Source organism: Parafrankia sp. EUN1f (assembly GCF_000177675.1).
Classification (GTDB): Bacteria; Actinomycetota; Actinomycetes; order Frankiales; family Frankiaceae; genus Parafrankia.
Map to the genome: position 1 here is coordinate 1 of NZ_ADGX01000152.1, position 20,267 is coordinate 20,267.

The following is a 20,267-nucleotide window of genomic DNA, read 5'->3' on the forward strand; positions in this document are numbered from 1 at the left end:
TGCCGGATGATGTTGCTGAGGATAAGTTCGCTGCTCTGGATGGCGAAGCTGACGAGTCTGACGAGTCCGGCGACGGCGCTGGTTTAGATGGTCTGCCGGATGATGTTGCTGAGGATAAGTTCGCTGCTCTGGATGGCGAAGCTGACGAGTCTGACGAGTCCGGCGACGGCGCTGGTTTAGATGGTCTGCCGGATGATGTTGCTGAGGATAAGTTCGCTGCTCTGGATGGCGAAGCTGACGAGTCTGACGAGTTCGGCGACGGCGCTGGTTTAGATGGTCTGCCGGATGATGTTGCTGAGGATAAGTTCGCCGCTCTGGATGGCGAGGCTGAGGAGGCCAACCCGCTAGGTGAATCCGACCAGGTCACCGAAGCGGACAGTGCTCAGGCCGCAGATTCTGGTGACGCCATGCCACCGTCGGACGGCTCGCGCGACGACCGCTCGGCACAGGACGCCACCGAACACAAGGCCGCCGCCCTCGACGACGAACCGTCGCTGAACGCGGCCGACGAGACCCCGCGGCAGCCCGACGACGAGGGAAGCCATGCCGACAGCGAGCTCCCAGACCACCAACCGGGCGACGCCGACCACCACGAGTCGGATCATCTCGACGAGATCCCGGACCGGACAGCCGCTCCTGACGCGAGCAGGACGCCGGAACGCCTGTCGGAGGAGCGCTTGGGCGAGGAGGATCCTGCGCGGGAAGAACTGCCTCCCGAGGCTGAGCAGGGGGAAGCGGACACCGTCGCCGACCCGCTGGAGACCCAAAGCACCGAACCAGTCAGCGCGGACGCCGACCCCCACAGGGCCGACCAGAACCCCGTCAAAGGCGACGACGAGAAGACCGCCGACAACAACGAGATCGCCAATCGCGCAGAACCGACAGACACCGACATCTCGGACCCGGCTACCGATGAGCTGGGAATCGGGGAGCCGGCAACTGAGCCATCCAGCGAAGCCGCCGACGGCTCCGCCGCCAGGGACGTCACTGAAGAGCTGGCCGAGACGATCGCCAGTGCGGCAGACATGCTCCTCGAGGGGGCCGAGGCGATTGCCGGCGCGGCAGGCGCATTCTTCGACGGCCGGGGCGACACAGCGGGGGATGTCCCGATAATCGGGGATGCCCTCGAAGGGACAGGTGCTACAGGAGAAGGCCGGCGTGCCGTGCGGCCCGAAAATGATGCCGGTGACACACTGCTCGGCGAGGCAACGCCATCCGAAGAGCCGACCGGAACATCGACTGATGGGGCGCCGGAAACCGAGCCGGTTAGCGAGGCCGCCACCGACTCCGCCGTCACGGACATCCCCGAAGCGCTGGTCGATGGAGGCGCGCGCGGCGGTCAGGGTGGAGACGTTCGGGGAGAAGCGGACACCAATAGGCAGGCCCGCCCGGGTGCAGAGCACGGCGACGTCCCCGCAGGCGACGGTGACCCTGTCGATCCTGGTGACAGCAACAATGGACCGGACGATGACGGGGCGTCAGTACGAGGAGGTGAGGAGTCAGCGCGGGACCGAACGCCGGACGGCGACCGTCAGGAACGACCGGACGTGGACGAGAACCGCCAAGATAATCACCCCTCCCACCGGAGAGATGGATCTGACGATGGCGGCGGAGGTTCCGGTACAGACGCCGATTCTGTGGATGGCCTTTCGGACGACGAACGACGCCAGGTCGAGCTGGATGTGGCACGCGCCGAACGCAACGGTACCGCCGCTGAACTTGCTGCTGAGATTGGCGGGGTTGTGGGCCGGCTCGACGGGCTCCCCCTCGCTAGTTTGGTCAAAGCAGCCATGGATCATGGACCCTATTTTGGAGCGTTGGCGAACCGGTTGAAGAACTGGTTCGGGAGATAGGTATCGGATGTGCGCGCCGACGTCGGCGCGATCTAAGGTAAACGAGCTGGTTAGCGACGGAAGGCCGGACGGTGAGTTCCGCAGTTGTAGCTACCACCCCTACGATTAGCACCAGTTCCTTGCTCTGCGGTTAGCCACTGGTACAGCGCTGGTTTCCGGTGGGCGTGGCAGTACGTAGTGCCACCTGGAACGCCGCGAGACGGCCGCTCGACGCTTCAGGCACGGAGAGTTCGGTAAGGCGGCGAAACGCGGACGCGTCGTTCGCGGCATTCAGCTCCTTCCGTTCGGCGGGTCCACCAGGTCGGCGAGCAGGTCGAGCCCTGGCCCCGAGCACGCCGCGTGCGGTGCGCGGGTGACAGGGTGTGGTGCCGCTGGCCAGGCTGACGTCCCGCGGAGACAGCTCCGCCGGCCCGGCGGGAAGGCCCGTATGCCGCGTCCCCCCGAAACAAACGTGCCATCCGACGGTCAGCTGGGTGTCCAGTGGTTCTGTGGAGGGTCGCGTCCGGGACGGACTCCCAGACGGCGGTCGTAGATGACGAGTTTGGTGGTGTCGGCGCGTTTAGCTGCGTACATCGCGAGGTCGGCCTGGTGGAGCAGGCTGTCGGGGGTAATCGGCCTCGTGTCGGCTTCGAGGGTGACGAGACCGAGGCTCGCCCGTGGTTGGAAGATCTGGCCCGCGAGCTGGCATGGTGTCTGCACCGCGGTCGCGAGGCGCTGGGCCACGTTGACCGGATCGTCCGGGCCGGAGCCGTCGAGGATGACCGCGAACTCGTCGCCACCGAGCCGGGCGACTGTGTCGTTCGCCCTGGTTCCGGCCCTCAGCCTGGCTGCGATGATCCGGAGAAGTTCGTCGCCGGTGGCGTGCCCGAAGGTGTCGTTGACCCGTTTGAACTGGTCCAGGTCGACGAACAGGACGGACACGGCGGCCTGTCCGCCGGTGGCCGTGTCGTCGCCGCGCGGCTCGACGCCGGGGTCAACCTCGCGCCGCAGGCGTCGGGCGAACAGCGCCCGGTTGGCCAGTCCGGTCAGGGGGTCGTGGAACGCCTGATAGTTCAGCTGTTTCTCGCGTTCTCTCACCTCTGCGAGGAGACGGGTGTTCTCTGCGAGGGTGATCATCTGTCGGGTGAACGCCAGGACCAGCAGTGACACCGCGCCATACGTTTCGACCGGGTCGAGCGGGACGCCCGCGACCAGCTTGCCGACAGGCACCAGGCCGGTCACCGCGAGCACGGCGTATGGCAGGGCGGTATGTGCCCACATCGCCCGCGGACCGGGCTCGACGGTGGTGGTCCGATCCACAGCTGCGCGGGCCGGTGCCAGCGCGGCGAGGGTTATCAGTTGGAGCGAGACGATGAGCGGCATCAGGCTCCACGCCGGCAGGTCGTAATCACCGTGGGCGTAGCGGTAGACGTTGATGCTGTTCGTGAGGGCATACCCGAGCAGGCCGCCGCCGAGCAGCGCCAAGGTCGCCGGGGACCGTGGCCGGCGGAAGGCGGCGATCAGCAGCACGGCAGCCGTGAGGACGAGCACCGCCAGCTGGTGTACGAGCGCGGCGAGAAGCTGGGCGGGGTCGGGCGCGCTTGCCCGGACGATCGCCGCCAGCGACGTCCCCCATTCGAACAGGAGGACCGAACCGACGATCAGGAGGCTGTCCAGCACGACGATCACGTGCCATCGGACCAGGCCATCGTATCGCCCGCGCGCGATCCGGCCCTCGACCGGATCGGTGGGCAGGTACAGCAGCCCGGCCAGCGCCAGTCCGTAGAAGACGATCAGGCCGAGAAACGTCGAGGTCGCGGCGGACCTGATCGTGTCGCCATTCAGCAGGATCACCGCGGTTATGAGGGCACCTGCCGCGAGACCGGCCGCGAACATGCCGATGAGCACCCGCCATCGCCGATCGTCCGCAGCGGCGTGCCGGGCACTCCAGAAGCAGGCCGACGCGGCGGTGACCTCGGAGGCGAACGCGATGATCGTTGCGGTGATCTGTGCCGGCCCCCGGGCCAGCAGCGCCGCGGACAGGGCCGCCAGCCCGACGAGCAGCGAGCAGCCCACCAACACGTGGCGAAAAGGCGGGGGCATGCCGGACCATCCGGCCGAGCGCAGAGGACCCGATGGAGCACCCCAGACTGCTCGGAGCCCCGCCACCACTACCTCCACGCCATCCCGGACGAGCCACTCGGCTGCGCGCTGGTCGACGCGACAGGCCGCCAGCGTCCCGCCCTCGACGGACGGCGGCGCTACCTGTTGACCTGCCCGGCTCCTGTTGCCGACACACAATGATCAGATCGGATCGCGCCGCTGGTGGTGTGGCGCAGGCGAGGGGCGGTGTGCCCCCGATGCACTCCAGGGGCGGCTGCGTGTGGGGCTGTCAGTCGTCGCCCCGGCAATCGGGCAGCGCACGCGCGGCCTTTGGGGTGGGCAGGCCGTCGATCTCGGACGGAACGCAGGTGGCGTCTCGGCGGGGGAGGGGCTGGTAGCCGTCCACAGTGTCGTCGAGGAGGCGTTCGAGCAACGGGGCGAGGGTCGCGCGCTCGGAGTCCGTCAGGCGACGGAGGATGATGTTGCGCTCGGCGACGGCGGTGGCGATCTGGTCGCGTAGCGCCAGGCCGGCGTCGGTCAGTGCGAGCAGTTTGACGCGGCGGTCCTCGCCGGGGACCCGGGTGACGAGTCCGCGATTCTCCAGCTGGTCGGCCAGGCTGGTGATGTAGGAGCGGTCGCAGCCCAGCTGGTCGGCGAGGTCCCGCATGGGGGCGGGTGTGGTGAGGCCGACGATCGCGCGGGCGAGATGCACGGGCAGGCCGAACGAGGCCACCGTGTCGGCGAAGTCCGCCTTCGCCCGCTCGCCGATGTCGACAAGCATCTGCGCCAGGCGGCCTGCCTCGGCGAAGAGGGCCTCTCGATCCGTCACGCCCCCAGATTACTCGGCCGACTCGATGGTTGACCCAGTCATGCATTGGGGTACAGTGGCGACGCGATACATGAGTGACTCAACGATCTGGTGGCGCGCATATTCGTTGCGGCGCTGCCCGGCCGTTCATCACATGCGTAGCCCGCGGGTGACTCGACCCGAATCCGATGAGGAGCTGTTGCGATGGCCACCGCGTTCGACCCCTACCGCCTCGGACGCATCGTCCTGTCCAACCGGATCGCCATGGCGCCGATGACGCGAAGCCGGGCGTTCGGCCCCGGAGGGACCCCGACCGAGCTGATGGCCACTTATTACGCACAGCGCGCCAGCGCCGGGCTGATCATCACCGAGGGTGTCCAGCCCTCGATCGTCGGCCAGGGCTACCCGGACACCCCGGGACTGCACTCGGATGAGCAGGTCGCGGCCTGGCGCGCCGTCACCGACCGGGTCCACGAAGCCGGCGGGGCGATCTTCGCGCAGCTCATGCACGCCGGCCGCGTCGGCGACGCCAACCTGCTGCCCGGTGAGCTGACCCCGGTGGCGCCGTCGGCGATCACGGCCGCGGGGGAGATGTACACCCGCGAGGGCTTCAAGCCGTTCGGGATGCCGCGCTCCCTGACCGAGGCGGAGATCGCGCAGACGATCGAGGACTTCGCCCAGGCCGCCCGCAACGCGATCGCCGCCGGGTTCGACGGCGTCGAGCTGCACGGCGCCAACGGCTACCTGATCCACCAGTTCCTCTCCACCAACGCCAACCAGCGCACCGACGGCTGGGGCGGCTCGATCGAGGGACGGATCCGCTTCGCGGTCGAGGTCACCGCCGCGGTCGTGGACGCGATCGGCGCCGACCGGGTCGGCCTGCGGATCTCGCCGGGGAACCCGCTGCACGACATCGCCGAGGACGACCTGGACCTGACGTACAAGAGCCTGGTGAACGCCGTCGCCGGTGTGGGCGCGGTCTACCTGCACATCATGGAGACCGCCGGGCAGCGTGACCTCACCACGAGCCTGCGCGCACAGTGGCCCGGAACGCTCATCCTCAACCCGAACACCCTCCCGGAGCCGACCGGCCCAGCCGAGCTGGACCTCGTCCAGGACGGAACCGCGGACGTGATCTCCTACGGTGCCCTGTTCCTGGCGAACCCGGACCTGCCTGCGCGGCTGGTCGCCGGCGGCCCGTTCAACGACCCGGACCGCAGCGGCTTCTTCGGCGGCGACCACCGCGGCTACACCGACTACCCGGCGATGACCTGACGGGGCATGGCCGGTGGCAATGGGCCTGGCCGGGGGTCACGACCGCCGGGGATCTCGCCGCACCGCCTGTCGTATTTCTCTGCGGTGATGGCGCGACCAGCACGGTCGCCGGCCCGCTCGCGGCCGCTCGCGGCGTCATCGCTCCCGACCTCCCCACGCGTAACCGTGTACAGGCCCGTTGTGCCACTCATATATTCAGCGGAGTAGCTGGTCGGTAAATACTGTTAATCGTATTTTCGGGATGAGGTGGTGGCCGCGTGCAGGTCGACATCCGACACAGTCCGTCCTTCGCGGTCGCGCGCCTGGGTATGGCGCCCGGCGAGACGGTGCGGGCCGAGTCGGGCGCGATGATGGCTCACGCGGACGCCGTCACCGTCGAGTCGAGCACGGACGGCGGGCTGCTGAAGGGCCTCAAACGCAGCGTGCTGGGCGGCGAGTCGCTCTTCATCACCCGGTTCACCGCCGGTGCGAAAGGCGGGTGGGTCGACGTTGCGGCGAACCTGCCTGGTGACGTCTGCGTCATCGACCTGGGTGGTTCAGACGCCGGTGCCACCGGAGCGGTCAATCTGGCGCGTGGCGCGTGGCTGTCGTCGTCCGACGGCGTCGAGCTCGAGACGGCCTGGGGCGGATTCAAGAACCTGGCCGGCGGCGAGGGCGGCTTCCTTGTCCGGGCAACGGGCGCCGGAAAGGTAGTCGCCTCATGCTACGGCGCGATCGACATCGTCGACATCGCCGCCGGCACGCGGCTCGTCCTCGACTCGGGCCATCTGGTCGCGTTCAGCGACAGCGTGTCCTACACCACCCGCAAGATCAGCTCCGGTCTGATCCAGTCGCTCAAGTCCGGCGAGCGTCTCGTGTTCGAGTTCACCGGACCGGGACGGGTGTGGACGCAGTCGCGCAACCCGAAGGAACTGGTCGGTTGGCTGACCGCCAAGCTGCCTTTCAGCCGGAAATGACCGCACCGCCTCAGCCGGAAATGACCGCACCGCCGCCGAAAGCGGTGCGGCCCGTGACAGCGCTGTCGGCGGGGGCCCGGACGCCGGGTCCGCGGTGGCGTCAGGCCGATGCGGCCGGGGGCCGGGCGGCCGGTAGGACCTGCTCGACCACGGTCCGCAGATAGCGCCAGCCGACGTCGGGCGGCAGGCCGCCGACCAGCGGGTGCAACTGGAGGATGCCGCCGGCCCGGACACGGTTCACGGCCTCGTCGACGGTCAGGATCTGGTGGCTGCGCCGCTCCGCCCGCAGTTCGTCCGCCGTCCGCGCGGACGAGAGGCTGGCCGTGGCGGTGTCGCCGTCGTTCCAGGCGGCGTAGCTGCGCACGTCGTGCATGAGGTAGGGTCCCAGCTCGTCCCAGGCCTGGTCGACGTCCTCGGCCACGAAGACGGTGTTGGGCTCGTCGGGCGGGTTCAGGATGCACAGGCCGGGTTCATGGCCGGCGGTGCGTGCCGCCGCCTCGTAGACGACCCGCAGCTCCTTGTCGCCGCTCTGGGCGAAGAAGCCGATGCCGTGCCGACCGGCGCGGCGGGCGGCGGCGGGGCTGCCGCCGCCCCAGGCGACCATCGGACCGCCAGGGGTGTGCGGGGCCGGGGTGACGTGGATGCGCCGGCCGTCGTGCTCGAAGGGTTCGCCGGTCTTCGCGCGCAGCAGGAGCGGGAGCAACTCGTCGGCGATCCGTCCACGGCGGTGGAAGTCGACGCCGTACATCTCGTACTCGGCCGGCCGGTAGCCGATGGCGGCGACGTAGCTCGTCCGCCCGCCGCTGACGATGTCGAGCACCGCCATCTCCTCGGCGAGGCGGATCGGGTCGTATAACGGCAGCACGAGCGCGGCGATGGTGATCATCGCGGTCGAGGTCCGCGCCGCCATCGCTGCGGCGAGGATCATGGGTGACGGAAGGTAGCCGTCCTCCGACATGTGATGCTCACAGAGCAGCACGCTCAGGCACCCGCGTGTCTCGGCCCACGCCACGATGTCGGTCGCCGCCGCGTACAGCTCCCGCGCCGGCGCCCCCGTCTCCGGCGCGCGCATGTCGAATCTCAGCGTGTACATCAGACGGGGGACGCCTTCAGCATCGCCCCGGCGTCGATCCGCAGATTAAGCCCGGTGATGTAGCGGGACTCGTCGCTGGCGAGGAAAGAGACCAGCGCGGAGACGTCGCTCGGGTCGATGTAGGGGATCGGCATCGCCTGCATCGCGGGGAAGGCGAGCTCGGCGTCCTCCCGCGTCGGATGCTCCAGGTCCGGCCGGAAGGCCTTGTAGATGGTCTCGTTGTGCAGCAGGTGGGTGTCGACGTTGGTCGGGTGGATGGCGTTCAGCCGGACCATCGCCGGTGCCAGTTGCAGGGCGAGCACCTCGACATAGCGGGCGATCATCTGCTTGGCGAGTGAGTAGCCGACACCGCCGGTGTTGCCCATCCGTTCCGTGGTGCCCTCGATCATTCCCGCGGTGGAGCCGGTGATGATGATCGAGGCGCCGGAGCCGAGGTGCGGCAGGCTGATCGCGACGGTGTTCATCACACCGATCAGGTCGACGTCCATGCCGTCGACGAAACCCGCGGCCAGTGTCGCGTCGACGGCCGGGCAGATGCCCGCGTTCGCGCAGACGGCGTCGAGTCGGCCGAACTGTGCCAGGCCCTCGTCGAGCGCGGCCCGCAGCGCCGGGCGGTCACGGACGTCCGCCTGGACGGCGATGATCGCGCCGCCGAGGTTCTCGACGCTCTTGACCGTCCCGGCCAGGTCGTCCGGGGTCGCCAGCGGGTAGGGCACGCTGTCGATCTGCGCGCAGATGTCGACGGCGATGACGCTGGCGCCCTCGCCGGCCAGCCTGATGGCGTGGCTGCGTCCCTGGCCCCGGGCCGCGCCGGTGATGAAGACGACCTTTCCGTCCAGCTTTCCCACGGCTGTCCTTCCCTGTGTCGTGTCCGCGGGATCTCCGACCACGCGGACAGGTAGATGTCGGCGCACGGTTCGCGTGCTACGCGCGGGCGTGTCCGCGCTGTTCGGCCGCACGTTCCGCCCGGCGGTCGGCCTGGACCTTGCCCAGCGCGTTGTCCTCTGCGCCCTCGGGCATGGACCCGTCGGTCCGGGCGGCGGCCGCGGCGACCGCGGCGGCTGTCATGATCTTGAGTGGTGGCTTGAGGACGAGATCTTCGGCGACGGCCCGTTTCGCGGACGCGTCGTCGCTGACGTCCCCGACGATCGGGATGCCGCCACCGGCCTCCTTGACCAGGTCGTTCAGCAGGCTTTCCCGCCGGCCGACGACGGCGATCCGAGCACCCGCCGCCGCGGCAGGCATAGCCACCGCCCTGCCGATTCCGGACGAGGCGCCGACCACCAGGATCCGGCGGCCGGAAAGGTCAGCGTGGACGCTCATTCACGCTCCCGCGGGGACCGGTGCGCTGGCCTGGTCGACGACGAAGGGAAGGCGGCTGACACCGCGCACGTTGGTCGAGACCTGCCGCTCGGCGCGGTCGATGTCGACGTGGAACTCCGGATATCGGGCGAAGATCTCCTGGTAGGCGATCTTTATTTCCAGGCGCGCCAGATGCGCGCCGAGGCACCGATGAATGCCGAAACCGAAGAACAGCGTGGACGGGTGTTCCCTGCGCCCGAGGTCGAAGGCGTCGGGGTTGTCGTAGACGGTTTCGTCGCGCAGCGCCGAGCCGGTGATCAGCATGACCTTCGCGCCGGCGGGAATCGTGACGCCGTGCAGGGCGACGTCCCTGGTGGTACTGCGGCCCTGCAGCTGCGATGGCGGATCGAACCGCAGGGTCTCCTCGACGGCCTTCGCCGCCAGCGACAGGTCGGCGCGCAGCAGCCGGGCCTGGTCAGGGAAACGGGTCATCGCCATCAGCCCGTTGGGAATGGCCCTGGCGACGGTTTCGTGGCCGGCCGAACCCAGCTCGAGGAACCGGAAGGCGATCTCCTCGTCCGCCATGCGGCGGGTGCGGCCGTCCTCATCGTCGGCCACCTCCGTCTGCATGATCATGGAGATGATGTCGTCCTGCGGCTTCCGGCGCCGTTCCGCGACCAGCTCCAGGTAGAGAGCCAGCAGGCCGGCGCTCGCTTCGGCGAACTGGCCCGGGTCGGTGTCCGGGCCGCGTTCGGTGAGCAGATCCGACAGGTGGCTGACAGTCATGCGGTGCTCGGCGGGAATACCCAGAAGCTCGCTGATGACGTCCAGCGGCAGCCTGAGCGCGAACTCGCCGACGATGTCGAACTCGGCGGCGTCCCGCTGGGCATCGAGAAGCTCCCCGGCCCGGCGGCGGATGAACGACTCCAGCTCCGCCATCCGCCGAGGCGTGAACACCTTGCTGATGATCCTGCGGTGCCAGTGGTGTTCCGGCGGATCCTTCACGATCAGCATGGGGAAATCCTTCTCGACCCCCTCGATCGTGACCCCACCCGTGCTGGAGTAGGTCTCCCAGTCGTTGTGCGCCCCCAGCACGTCGGCATGCCGCGACAGCGCCCAGAACTGCGGATCGTCATTCCGGTAGACGGGCGCCTCGGCGCGCAGCGCGGCGTAGGCCGGGTAGGGATTCGCCCAGGTCTCGGCATCGTAGGGATTGAACTCGACCATCAGGTCCTCCGTTTGCAGCTGATGGCGGCGTCAGTGACGATCGGTGCCACGGCCCCCCTGGTGACGCGTGGCGGAATGTGCGCACGCTTTGCCGAGGTGCCACGTGGCTGTGTGGCTCCTCGGGCGGGCCCACCTACCCAGGCGGCGCGCTAGGAAAATATTGAATATTTGATGTAGTGATCGACGGTCGCGGGAGCGTTCGGACCGGCTTCGTCGACCTCCGGCCAGCAACGGGCCGCAGCGCACGTGGCGCTCGATCGGGAGGGCCGGCCGCTGAGGACTGCGCTGTCCAGTGGGGTGACCATAAGGTAGATACAGTGTCTAGTCAATGGCTTCGGTGTCTGCCTAGTTTCATCGGTCGAACGCCTGGCCTGCCCCTGCGAGCCCGGTGGCTCGATGCACGGGGCAGCCCTCAGCCACTCCCAGCCCTCGGTCCCATCTGGCGATCAGCAAGGCCAGGCCTCTCGTCGAATCGGACGGCGTCGCCGCTGGTCCTGGTCCGTCCGAAGCCCCGCCGGCTCGGTGGTGCGGGGTCGCCGTGACGTCCGAACGAACCCATTGGTAACGCGTCGAACGGCAACTGCGCGCGGATCGACCCGGCATTGCCCGGCCCAGCCCGGCGCAGCCCGGACCCGGTCGTCGAGACGGCCCGGCCCGGTCGGGGCTTCAGGCTTCAGACGTCACACGGAGCCGCCCGGTCGACGGGCGCGGCGTCGTGATGTTGATCTGGCTACGCCGTCACCGACCCGGCACCTTGATGATCGCCATCCAGGCGGCCGTGACCAGTGTGATCATCCGCTCGGTGTCCGTCAGTCGTCCGTGCATGTAGCGGTCGTAGAAGTGCATGAGTGGATTTAGCAGGATGACGGCGGCGAGCTCGGCGTCCTCCGGTTTGACGTCCTCGCGGCCGGCGAACAGCGCTCGAGCTAGAGACTGGATGTGATACTCGTAGCCCTGCTCGACGAGCGCCTTTATCTCAGGCTCAATGACCGCGCCTTCGGCCAGCGGGACGGCGTACTGCCGGACCTGTGCCCAACGTTCGACATCCAGGCGAAGCCAGTCCCTGATGCCGTCCACTGTCGGATCACATCCGAGACCGTCCAGGTCGGTGTAGATGCCGTCGAACACGGCCATCACCCGGTCGTACAGTTCGCGAAGAATATCCGCCTTGCTTCGGAAATGAAGATAGAAGGTGGCTCGCGTCGTGCCGGCTCTGGCAAGGATGTCGTCGACCGTGGTACGTGCGTACCCACGCTCGGTGAACTCGATGACAGCCGAGTCGATGAACCTCGCATGGGTGAACGCCCGCTGAGCGGCCCGCAGGCCACCCTTCGGTCGGCCGCTGGCGGTGACAGGGCCCGAGCTGTCGTCGGTGGACCGCTCGCGGACAGGCCCGGCGCCCTCCGCACCGGTGGCCGAAGCCCCGCCTCGGTCACCAGCCGGGCCGCCCGACGGCCTCTGCCTAGGCACAGTCCACACCTTCCATCCGTGTCTGTCGGCTGACTGGACACCACACATACCAACGTATGGCGAACAGCGCACGCCGTTGTGGCGCGACCGGAAACGCTCCCGTGCTCGTCACGCTGCCGGAGTCATCGGTCCAGGCGACCGGACCCGAGGGCGTCGGCCGCGCGGTGATCGGTGGCGGTGGCTGCCGATCGCACGCCAGCCGAGAAAGGATCTTTGATCCAAATTGCCCGTGTGCTGCATAGTGGGCGTATGTCCCCGCCCGCTGGCAGTCTCCACGAACCGGCAGTTCTCGGCTCGCTCGACGGACTTCTCCAGGCCCTGGAGCTGGACCCGGTCGGCGACGACAGGTTTCGGGCCGGGTCCGCACCCGGCCAGTTTCCCGGTCGGATCTTCGGCGGTCAGCTGCTCGCGCAGGCGCTGGCCGCGGCAAGCGCGACCACGCCGGGGATGACCGTGCAGTCCCTGCACGCGGCGTTCGTGGAGGCCGGCGTCCCGGAGCAGCCGATCGACATCGAGGTCGAGCGGGTGCGTGATGGGCGCTCGTCGGCGACGCGGCGGGTCACCCTGGTGCAGAGCGGCCGACCCCTCCTCGAAGCCCTCGCGACCTTTCGGGCGAGCACCGCGACGGCTGATGTGGCCGCGCCGCCCGCGGTCGCGGTCGCGGCAGGGCCTGGTGGCCCGATCGTTGATCTGGGACGTCCCGAGGACCTGCCGTCCATCCAGGAGTGGGCGCACAGGATTCCCGCCGGTCCGGGCGCGGCCAGCCGCTCCTGGATCGAGCGGCCGCCGGCGGTCGAGATCCGCATGGGGGAGCCGCCGACCTTCCTCGGCGGGGTGCCGGCGCAGGGTTCCCGGTCGCACTGGATGCGGCTGCCGCGCGCCGTCGGAGACAGCCCGGCGCTGCACGCCGCGCTGCTGGCCTATGCCAGCGACTACTTCCTCATGGATATCGTGTTCCGCTCCTACCCCGACCTCGCCGCCGTGGGCAGGTTGGGCGGGTTCAGCCTGGACCACGCGCTGTGGCTGCACCGGCCCTGTCGTTTCGACCGGTGGCATGTGCACACCCAGGACGCGCTCGCGGTCAGCGGGGGCCGGGGCCTGGCACGAGGCACGATCCGCGACGAGAACGGGCAGCTCGTGGCGACCGTCGTGCAGGATGTGCTTGTGCGCCCGGCGGTGACCCAGGAGGGCAGGGCGTCATGAGCCGGCCGGCGCATCGGCTGTTCGAACAGGAGTGGCCGGTCAGTGGTCCCGGTGGTGGACCGGCCGGCGAGTTCCGGTTCTTCCAGCTCGGCTTCCTGGTCGGCGATCTGCTGGAGGCCGCGGCGAGATGGGCCCGGGTCTTCGGGGTGGGGCCGTTCCATGTCATGCCGGTCGTCGACCAGCACGCCACCTACCGCGGCGAAGCGACGACGATGACGATCCAGATCGCGGTGGCGCAGGCCGGGCCGGTGCAGATCGAGCTCGTGAAGCAGCTCTGCGACCGTCCCAGCATCTACCGGGAATGGCGGCACGGCCGGGTGTCGGCACTGCATCAGCTCTGCACGGTGACGCCGGACTACGAGGGCAGGAAGGCACACTACGCGCAGCAGGGCTACGAGCTCGCCTGCGAAAGCGCCAACGGCTCCTTCCGGGTGGCGTATTTCGACACCAGCGCGGACTTCGGCTTCTACACCGAGGTGGTGGAACAGACGCCGACGTTTCTCGTGCAGCTGGACCGGGTCTCGCGGACCTGCGCGGAATGGGACGGCAGCGATCCGGTCCGCCTGATCACCCGCGGTGGCTACCAGGTGCCGCAGTCATGACGTCCTAGGCGTGGACACCCATCGGCTCGGCTACTTCCTACGCGTCGCAGACGAAGGCTCCATCAGCCGCGCCGCGAGCGTTCTCGGGATCGCCCAGCCGGCGCTCAGCCGGCACATTCGGCTACTGGAGGAGGACCTGGGCGTCACGCTCTTCCTGCGGACCGCTCGCGGCGTGCAGCTGACCGAGGAGGGTGAGCGGCTGCGCGCAACCACGGCCACGCCGCTGCGCCAGCTCGAGCTCGCGATGCTCTATGTCGGATCCCCGCTCGCGCGCATCGAGCGGGGCCTGCATATCGGCCTGCCGACGACCGCCGCCGGAGTGCTGGCCGTGCCGCTTCTGGAAAGCCTGGGGGCCGCGTTTCCCAAGGTGCATTTCCAGATAACCGTCGCCGGTACCGAGGAGCTCGTCGAGGGCATCCTCAAAGGCGTGGTTGACATTGCGATGATAGGTCCCCTCTCGGATGGGAGGCTTTTCTACGAGGATCTGCTGGAGGAGGACCTTCTCGTGGTCGGCGCCGGCTCCGCCGACCTGCGGCCGGACCGTGCTGTCAGCTTCGCGGAGCTGACGGCCCACCCGTTGGTGCTGCCGGCGAGCGCGACGGGGGTGCGCACCAGCGTCGAGAACACGGCGCTGCGGCTCAAGCTGAGGATCACCGCACGGTTCGTCACCGATTCGCTGCAGGTGATGAAGGACCTCATCGGCGCGGGCTACGGCTGGGGTGTTCTCCCGCTTTCGGCCTGCGCGCCCGAGATCGACGCCGGTGTCCTGCGGGCCGCTCCGTTGCACGACCCGTCACTCGCCACCCGGTTCGGTATCGCCGTGACCACACACCTCGAGCTGCCGACCGGCTTCGCCACCAGAGTCATCGAGATCATCAAGAACGAGGCCGCCAGGCTGATCGATACCGGAGCGTGGGCCGCGCGCCTGCTTCCACACCCACGTGCCGACGGATCCTGACGGGCGAATCAGCAGCCGCCGCGGCCGGTGAACGGCGGGTGTGCGGGATCAGCGTCCGGCGCGGTTCGCCCGACGCCGCGTGGATGCTTCTTGTGTCAGGAGCACATACGGAGGCCGCCGGCCTGTTCCTAGCATCCGGACCATGACATCCACCGGGCCGACGTCGAAGGATCCGGCCATCCCAGCCGGCATGGCCGGCCCTACGGACCTGCTGGTCATCGGCGGCCAGGTGGTCACGATGGACACCGAGCGGCGCGTCCTCCACAGCGGTGCGGTCGCGGTGCGTGACGGGCGGATCGTCGGCGTCGGCCCGGCCGACGAGATCAGGGCCGCGTTCCCCGGCAGCACCGAGCTGGATGCAACCGGCTGCGTGGTCACACCGGGCCTGATCAACGCGCACCAGCACACCACCGGAGATCCGCTGGTACGCAGCGCCATCCCGGACGACATCGATTCCCAGGCGTCGATCTTCGAGTGGGCGATGCCCCTGCACGCCGCGCACCTGCCCGCGGACGACGAGATCTCGGCGCTGCTCACCGCGGTCGAGGCGTTGCGGGCCGGGGTGACCACGATCGTCGAGCCGGGCACCGTGGCCCACCCGGAGCGGGTCGGCGCGGCGCTGCGCCGGGCCGGGATCCGGGCGACGCTGGGCACCTGGGGCTGGGATGCGCCGGGGCTGCCCTACTCCGGTCCGGTCGACGAGGTGCTCGCCCGGCAGGCCGAGGTCGTCCGGGCGTTCCCGCCCGGCGGGCTGGTCAGCGGGTGGGTCACCCTCGTGGGTCACGATCTCGCCAGTGACGAGCTGCTCGTCGGCGCGGCCGGGCTCGCCGAGGAGCTGGGCACCGGGCTCACGCTGCACCTCGCGCCGAGTGTCGACGACGTCCACGCCTACCGACGACGCAGCGGGCGTGGGCCGGTGGAGCATCTGGCCGCGCTCGGTGTGCTCGGCCCCAGGCTGCTGCTCGGTCACGGAGTGTGGCTGTCCGAAGCGGAGATCGAGATCCTCGCCGCGACCGGCACCGCTGTCGCCTGCTGCCCGTGGGCGTACCTGCGGCTCGGGCAGGGACTGACCAGGGCAGGACGGCATGTCCCGTTCTGGCGGGCCGGTGGCCGGCTGGCGCTGGGTTGCGACTCGCACAACGCCGGTGACCGGCTCGACATCCTGGACGCGGCGCGGCTGCTGGCCGGGCTGTCGCGGGACGCCCCCGCCGACGGTGTCGCCCCGCTGCGGGCGGGGGAGGCGTTCGCGCTCGCCACCGTCGACGGCGCGGCCGCGATCGGCCTCGGCGGGGTGACCGGGGCCCTGGTCCAGGGCCTGCAGGCGGACATCGTCGTCTTCCGCACCGACGACCCGGCCTGGGTGCCGGTCGGCGACCTGGCCCGCCAGCTGGTGTGGAACGCGCCGACCCACACGGTGCGTGACGTGCTCGTCGCCGGTCGCCAGGTGGTGCGGGGTGGTCGGGTCACCACGGTGGACGAGGACGCGCTGTGGGCGGCGGCCCGCGACCGTGCGGCGGCCCTGCTCGACCGAGCCGACCTGCGGATACCCCGCTCCTGGGCATAGCGAAGCTCCTGGGCATAGCGAAGAGGACAGGGAAAGGAACGGCACACCCATGACCATCACCACCACGCTGGAGCCGGTCACCGGGCCGTTCGTCTGGCGCGGCGACGAACTGTCCCGCACCGATGAGTGGATCTTCCGGCTCGGCCCCGACCAGGTGGCCGAGCTGGAGGAGATCGGGCGGCGGTTCATCGCCGACGACCCGGACCTGCGGACCGTCAGCGCCGCGCAGTACCCGCTCACGGCCGCCTCCGACGCCATCCGCCAGTTCGGCGCCGACATGGACTCCGGCCGCGGTTTCGTCCTCATCCGCGGGCTGCGGATGCAGGAGTACGACGACACCCTCGCCGCGGCGATCTTCTACCTGATCGGCCTGCATCTGGGTGAACCGATCCGCCAGAACGAGCTCGGTGACCTCATCGACCACATCGTGGGCGTGTCGGACAAGGCCTACGAGGAGGGCGGCCTGCCGTCGCGGACCCGGGACAAGCTGCCCTACCACTCGGACAGCTCCGACGCGGTGGCGCTAATGTGCCTGCGTCCGCCTGCGTCCGGTGGCCTGAGCAGCCTGGTCAGCGGCGCGACGGTCTTCAACGAGCTGCTCGCCCGCCGCCCCGACCTGGCTCCGCTGCTGTTGGAGCCCTGGCACTACGACTGGCGGCGGCAGGACCCGGACGCACCGGCGGACACCTACACCTCCCCGATCGTCAGCTGGACCCAGGGCTGCTTCAGCATGTACGCGGGCGCCGACATGATCGAGTCGGCACATCGCTACCCGGGCGTTCCGCCGCTCACCGGGCCGCAGCGGGAGGCGCTCGCGCTGATCGAGGAGATCACCTACTCCGACGGCGTCGCGCTCGACATGGACTTCCAGCCCGGCGACATCCAGTGGCTCCTCAACTACGCGGCGCTGCATTCGCGCACCGAGTTCGTCAACGGCACCGACTTCGCCCATACCCGCCACCTGCTGCGCCTGTGGCTACGCCGGGATGTCGGCCGCCCGCTGGTGGAGAACTTCGGCAAGCACGTGGTGGTGGACCGGTCCAGCACCCGGGCCGAGGACCCCGCCAGGGACACCAAGGGACACTTCCACATCCGCGAGGCGGCGGCGGTGCGCACCGACTGGGGCGACTGACGCCCGCCCCCGCCCTGCCTGATCACTGTCCGAGATGTCGGGCATGTGGCGCCCGGAACAGCTGACTGTAACGAACGAATCCCCGCCCGGAAGCGGTGCGGCGGGTTGGTGCCCAAGGCACAGCGAAGCCCCCGGACCGCTCGACTAACGTGCATCGCAGAGGGTTTTGCCTGGTCAGGACGTATCCGGGTCGCTTCGGGCGGCATCGGTGCCGGCCAGACGGGCACCGGCGCGAGGTCGGGACCACCATCGCGCCGTGATCCGCGCCGAAGCGTCGCGCAGACGCCGCGGAGTGTCGTGCCGACGTGCCGGAGCGTCGTGCCGACAGGCCGAGGCGTCACGGCGGGCTCCCTCTCCGCTCGGCAGTACCCACCTCCGTGCGGCTCCCCACCACGGAGGCGGCTCTACAGCGTCGTAGGCCGCGAGCCACCTGAACTTCGCCTGTACTCCCTTTCGCGGAAGGTACGACGTTGACTGCTAGGTTCTCGCTCCACCGCGCTTTCCCGCGCCTGACCGCCGTCTCGGCGGCCGCGCTGTCGCTGGCTCTCGTGGCCGCCTGCGGTGACAACTCCACGAGCGCGACCTCGGCCGAGGTCGGCGCGTCGGCCGCCCCGGCCGCGGGCACCGTCCCGGCTGGCGAGCCGGACGTGAACGGTGACGGCAAGGTCGTCGTCGGCATCCTCAGCCCCGGTGACACCAACGACAACGGCTACTACGAGAGCTTCGTGGCCTCGGCGAAGACGTTCGCGGCCGACCAGGGCTGGCAGATCATCACCCAGGACAAGATCAATCCGGCCGACGCGGTGTCGGCCGCCCGCAACGTCTGCCGGCAGGGTGTCGACCTGGTCGCCGTCGGTGCCAGCGAGCTCAAGGACGCGCTGCCCGTCGCGGAGGAGGCCGTCTGCGCGAAGACGGCCTGGTACGTCGCCGCCGGTCAGGGTGTCGAGCTGACCCCCTACATCTCGACCTCCCAGGACGACGTCAACGAGAGCCTGCTCGCCGCCGGGTACGCCGCCGGCCTGCTGATGAAGGAGAGCGGGGACACCAAGGCCGGCTATGTCACCGGGCCGGAGGCGGACTTCTCCGTCCTCGCCTACAAGGCGTTCAAGGCCGGCATCCGCGAGGTGATCCCGGACGCGGAGGTCCTCGCCACCTACACCGGTTCGTTCGACGACGCGGCCAAGGGGCAGGAAGCCGCGCAGGCGCAGATCAACCAGGGCGTCAAGATGTTCTACCCGTACCTGGGCGGCGCGACCGACGCCGCGGCGAAGATCGCGAGCGATGCGGGTGTGCCGACGCTGACTCCCGGTACCGACCGCTGCTCCGACCCGACCGCGAAGTTCGCCATCTCGGCGATCTTCAGCCCCGGTGACTACTTCGCGGCCGCGCTGAAGGACTTCTCCGCCGGCACGCTGAAGATGGGCGTCACCAGGCACTGGAAGATGGGCGTCGACGCGGTGCCGACCGTGAAGGTCTGCGCCGGCACGGACGAGCAGACCGCCGCGGTCAACAAGTTCATCTCGGACATCGGTTCGGGTGCCATCGTCCCGGCCGACGAGGTCGCGAAGCTCGGCGGCTGAGCCCCCTCGGCGACCGCAGACCTTGCGCCGAACCGAGGACATCTCCAGGAGCTGACCGCGCATGACCGCTACCTCCCGGCCCACCGCGCCCGCACCCGCGACCGTTCGCGTCCCGGCGCCCGCTCCCGGCCCGGAACACGCCCACCACGTCCCGCGTCAGGCCCACCACGCCCCGGACGACCACGTTTCGGCGCCTGCCCCGGCCATCGAGCTGCGGGGCATCACCAAGCGGTACGGCCAGGTCGTCGCCTGCGACGGCATCGACCTGGCCGTGCGCCGCGGCGAGATCCATGGGCTGCTCGGCGAGAACGGGGCCGGCAAGTCGACCCTGATGAAGGTGCTCAGCGGGCTGATCCGGCCGGATGCCGGCATGATCCTGCGGGACGGCGAACCGATCGACGTCACGGACCCGCGCGCCGCGGCCGGCATCGGCGTCGGCATGGTTCACCAGCACTTCAGCCTGGTCGGCGCCCTGACCGTCTGGGAGAACGTCATCCTCGGGGACGCGACGGCCGGCCTCGCCGGGCTGCCCGCCCGCCAGGGCGCCGGTCGCGGACGGGCCGGCAGCGATCGGCTGCCGGGCGAGGGGCGGTGGGCCGGGCTCCCGAGGGCCGGGCGTCTGTGGGCTGGGGGTGGACGACTGCGGCGGGAGGAGGCCTGCGCCCAGACGGTGCGGATCGGCGAGCGGTACGGCATCGCCGTGGATCCGCTCGCCCGGGTCGACACGCTGTCCGCCGGGCAGCGCCAGCGTGTAGAGATCATCAAGTGCCTGCGCCGCGACCCGGATGTGATCATTCTCGACGAGCCCACCTCGGTGCTGTCGATGGCCGAGTCGCGGGACCTGTTCGCCGTGCTGCGCCGCGCGGTCACCGGCGACGGCTCGCCGGGTGCGGCCGCAGATCCGGGCGCGGGCGCGGGCGCGGGTGTGGATGCGGGTGCTGGGGCGGGGGCGGCGAAGGCGGTCGTCCTGATCAGCCACAAGCTGACCGAGATCCTCACCGCCACCGACCGGGTCACCGTGCTGCGCCGGGGCCGGGTGGTCGCGCGGCGGGAGACGTCCGGCACCGACGCGGCCACGCTGGCCCGCGAGATGGTCGGCCGGGAGGTGGCGCTCGGCGAGGAGGCTGCCGCCATCGGCCTGGCGCCGGCCACCGCCGCGGCG

General features: G+C 69.8%; 17 protein-coding genes. 10 read left to right on the forward strand and 7 right to left on the reverse strand.

All coding sequences use genetic code 11. The features are described 5' to 3' along the window. Window positions 1–1,853, forward strand: a 1,853-nt coding sequence (locus FREUN1FDRAFT_RS44415) for a hypothetical protein (protein WP_157475618.1), incomplete at its 5' end; no start/stop codon positions are given. 465 nt (window positions 1,854–2,318) lie between these two features. On the opposite strand, the gene FREUN1FDRAFT_RS30895 is transcribed toward FREUN1FDRAFT_RS44415, so the two are convergent. Further along, window positions 2,319–3,935, reverse strand: coding sequence for a GGDEF domain-containing protein (locus FREUN1FDRAFT_RS30895; RefSeq protein WP_006544251.1), 1,617 nt, complete (start codon window positions 3,933–3,935; stop codon window positions 2,319–2,321). Window positions 3,936–4,224: 289 nt separating this feature from the next. Further along, the gene (locus FREUN1FDRAFT_RS40305) at window positions 4,225–4,764 is read right to left on the reverse strand and encodes a MarR family winged helix-turn-helix transcriptional regulator (protein WP_006544252.1); all 540 of its coding nucleotides are present in this window, start codon (window positions 4,762–4,764) and stop codon (window positions 4,225–4,227) included. Window positions 4,765–4,947: 183 nt separating this feature from the next. Between FREUN1FDRAFT_RS40305 and FREUN1FDRAFT_RS30905 the strand changes: the two genes are divergently transcribed. Next, entirely contained in the window at window positions 4,948–6,018 is a 1,071-nt protein-coding gene (locus FREUN1FDRAFT_RS30905; RefSeq protein WP_006544253.1) for an alkene reductase, read from the forward strand. A 257-nt stretch (window positions 6,019–6,275) separates the two neighbouring features. Further along, window positions 6,276–6,974, forward strand: a complete 699-nt coding sequence (locus FREUN1FDRAFT_RS30910) for a TIGR00266 family protein (protein WP_006544254.1) — start codon at window positions 6,276–6,278, stop codon at window positions 6,972–6,974. 100 nt (window positions 6,975–7,074) lie between these two features. Here the strand turns inward: FREUN1FDRAFT_RS30910 and FREUN1FDRAFT_RS30915 are convergent, their stop codons facing one another. The 5 genes from FREUN1FDRAFT_RS30915 to FREUN1FDRAFT_RS30935 all read right to left on the reverse strand — a co-directional run bounded on the left by FREUN1FDRAFT_RS30915 (window position 7,075) and on the right by FREUN1FDRAFT_RS30935 (window position 12,066). Beyond that, complete coding sequence (locus tag FREUN1FDRAFT_RS30915) at window positions 7,075–8,067, reverse strand: LLM class flavin-dependent oxidoreductase (protein ID WP_006544255.1); 993 nt, start codon at window positions 8,065–8,067, stop codon at window positions 7,075–7,077. Continuing rightward, entirely contained in the window at window positions 8,067–8,915 is an 849-nt protein-coding gene (locus tag FREUN1FDRAFT_RS30920; RefSeq protein ID WP_006544256.1) for a mycofactocin-coupled SDR family oxidoreductase, read from the reverse strand. The genes FREUN1FDRAFT_RS30915 and FREUN1FDRAFT_RS30920 overlap by 1 nt, the downstream gene beginning before the upstream one ends. A gap of 76 nt (window positions 8,916–8,991) precedes the next feature. Next, window positions 8,992–9,390, reverse strand: a complete 399-nt coding sequence (locus FREUN1FDRAFT_RS30925) for an SDR family NAD(P)-dependent oxidoreductase (protein WP_006544257.1) — start codon at window positions 9,388–9,390, stop codon at window positions 8,992–8,994. Next, entirely contained in the window at window positions 9,391–10,596 is a 1,206-nt protein-coding gene (locus tag FREUN1FDRAFT_RS30930; RefSeq protein ID WP_006544258.1) for a cytochrome P450, read from the reverse strand. 738 nt (window positions 10,597–11,334) lie between these two features. After that, window positions 11,335–12,066 carry a TetR/AcrR family transcriptional regulator gene (locus FREUN1FDRAFT_RS30935; protein ID WP_006544259.1) on the reverse strand — a complete coding sequence of 244 codons (732 nt, stop codon included), beginning with the start codon at window positions 12,064–12,066 and terminating at the stop codon, window positions 11,335–11,337. Window positions 12,067–12,315: 249 nt separating this feature from the next. Here FREUN1FDRAFT_RS30935 and FREUN1FDRAFT_RS30940 point away from each other — a divergent pair, with 249 nt between their 5' ends. From FREUN1FDRAFT_RS30940 to FREUN1FDRAFT_RS30970, 7 genes are all read left to right on the forward strand, one after another. Beyond that, window positions 12,316–13,269 (forward strand): acyl-CoA thioesterase II, encoded by a 954-nt coding sequence (locus tag FREUN1FDRAFT_RS30940; RefSeq protein WP_006544260.1) that lies wholly within the window; start codon window positions 12,316–12,318, stop codon window positions 13,267–13,269. After that, a complete protein-coding gene (locus FREUN1FDRAFT_RS30945) occupies window positions 13,266–13,871 on the forward strand; it encodes a VOC family protein (RefSeq protein WP_006544261.1) in 606 nt (201 codons plus the stop codon). Before FREUN1FDRAFT_RS30940 ends, FREUN1FDRAFT_RS30945 begins: the two co-directional genes overlap by 4 nt. A gap of 10 nt (window positions 13,872–13,881) precedes the next feature. Further along, window positions 13,882–14,829 (forward strand): LysR family transcriptional regulator, encoded by a 948-nt coding sequence (locus FREUN1FDRAFT_RS30950; protein ID WP_006544262.1) that lies wholly within the window; start codon window positions 13,882–13,884, stop codon window positions 14,827–14,829. Window positions 14,830–14,971: 142 nt separating this feature from the next. Beyond that, window positions 14,972–16,393: an amidohydrolase family protein gene (locus FREUN1FDRAFT_RS30955; protein ID WP_006544263.1), complete on the forward strand. Its 1,422-nt coding sequence runs from the start codon at window positions 14,972–14,974 to the stop codon at window positions 16,391–16,393. Between the two features lie 49 nt (window positions 16,394–16,442). Next, window positions 16,443–17,525 (forward strand): TauD/TfdA family dioxygenase, encoded by a 1,083-nt coding sequence (locus FREUN1FDRAFT_RS30960; protein WP_006544264.1) that lies wholly within the window; start codon window positions 16,443–16,445, stop codon window positions 17,523–17,525. A 470-nt stretch (window positions 17,526–17,995) separates the two neighbouring features. Beyond that, window positions 17,996–19,105, forward strand: a complete 1,110-nt coding sequence (locus tag FREUN1FDRAFT_RS30965; RefSeq protein ID WP_006544265.1) for a BMP family ABC transporter substrate-binding protein — start codon at window positions 17,996–17,998, stop codon at window positions 19,103–19,105. A 61-nt stretch (window positions 19,106–19,166) separates the two neighbouring features. Beyond that, the coding region (locus tag FREUN1FDRAFT_RS30970; protein WP_006544266.1) for an ATP-binding cassette domain-containing protein at window positions 19,167–20,267 on the forward strand (1,101 nt) is incomplete at its 3' end.

Coding starts and splice junctions, on each gene's coding strand:
- FREUN1FDRAFT_RS30895 (WP_006544251.1), bottom strand. CDS start 3,935: ATGCCCCCGCCTTTTCGCCACGTGTTGGTGGGCTGCTCGCTGCTCGTC.
- FREUN1FDRAFT_RS30905 (WP_006544253.1), top strand. CDS start 4,948: ATGGCCACCGCGTTCGACCCCTACCGCCTCGGACGCATCGTCCTGTCC.
- FREUN1FDRAFT_RS30915 (WP_006544255.1), bottom strand. CDS start 8,067: ATGTACACGCTGAGATTCGACATGCGCGCGCCGGAGACGGGGGCGCCG.
- FREUN1FDRAFT_RS30925 (WP_006544257.1), bottom strand. CDS start 9,390: ATGAGCGTCCACGCTGACCTTTCCGGCCGCCGGATCCTGGTGGTCGGC.
- FREUN1FDRAFT_RS30930 (WP_006544258.1), bottom strand. CDS start 10,596: ATGGTCGAGTTCAATCCCTACGATGCCGAGACCTGGGCGAATCCCTAC.
- FREUN1FDRAFT_RS30940 (WP_006544260.1), top strand. CDS start 12,316: ATGTCCCCGCCCGCTGGCAGTCTCCACGAACCGGCAGTTCTCGGCTCG.
- FREUN1FDRAFT_RS30945 (WP_006544261.1), top strand. CDS start 13,266: ATGAGCCGGCCGGCGCATCGGCTGTTCGAACAGGAGTGGCCGGTCAGT.
- FREUN1FDRAFT_RS30955 (WP_006544263.1), top strand. CDS start 14,972: ATGACATCCACCGGGCCGACGTCGAAGGATCCGGCCATCCCAGCCGGC.
- FREUN1FDRAFT_RS30960 (WP_006544264.1), top strand. CDS start 16,443: ATGACCATCACCACCACGCTGGAGCCGGTCACCGGGCCGTTCGTCTGG.